Annotated in this window: 1 pseudogene; it reads left to right on the top strand. The window is 69.8% G+C overall.

The features are described 5' to 3' along the window. Window positions 1–465: pseudogene (locus N5D20_RS24690) on the top strand (transposase); the annotation flags it as partial. Between the last annotated feature and the right edge of the window lie 174 nt (window positions 466–639).

The following is a 639-nucleotide window of genomic DNA, read 5'->3' as shown; positions in this document are numbered from 1 at the left end:
TGCGGTATCAGCTCAAGACGCCGTGGCGAAATGGGACCACGCATGTCGAATGGGATGCGGTGGACTTCATCGCCAAGCTGGCGGCACTGGTCCCGCCACCTCGCGCGCATCTCACCCGCTTCCACGGCGTATTCGCCCCGAATGCAAACCTGCCGTGCGCAGCTGACGCCCACGGGGCGCGGCAAGCGGCCTGCGGGCGATGCGGTGCCAGTGGACGTCAGCGCCCACGACGAGCCGCGCAGCCCCGAGCAGAAGCGCCGTGCGATGAGCTGGGCGCAACGGCTCAAGCGGGTCTTTTCCATCGACATCACCACCTGCGCCCACTGCGGCGGCGCGGTACGGATCGTCGCCAGCATCGAGGAACCCACCGCCATCCGCGCCATCCTCGCCCACTTCGAGAAGCACGGCGCGCTGGAGCAAGCGCACTACCGGCCCGCAGCGCGCGCGCCGCCGCCGGCCGCGTGACGAGGTGCCGGCCACACAGCCGGCAGCCAAGCCAGAGTCCGATCCGATGCGGCCACGACCCCGCAGGGCTGCGCTCGGCCCTGTGCCGGGATTCGGTGAGAAATGGCTACGCACTGAGCCGCTGCGTGGCCCCGCGATGTCGAAAACCCACGCATGAACCCCCGATCTGTGCCC

Source organism: Stenotrophomonas sp. GD03877, assembly GCF_029840555.1.
GTDB classification, from domain to species: domain Bacteria; phylum Pseudomonadota; class Gammaproteobacteria; order Xanthomonadales; family Xanthomonadaceae; genus Stenotrophomonas; species Stenotrophomonas geniculata.
The sequence above is the reverse complement of the archived record's forward strand: the minus strand, read 5'-3'. Positions and strand labels throughout refer to the sequence as shown.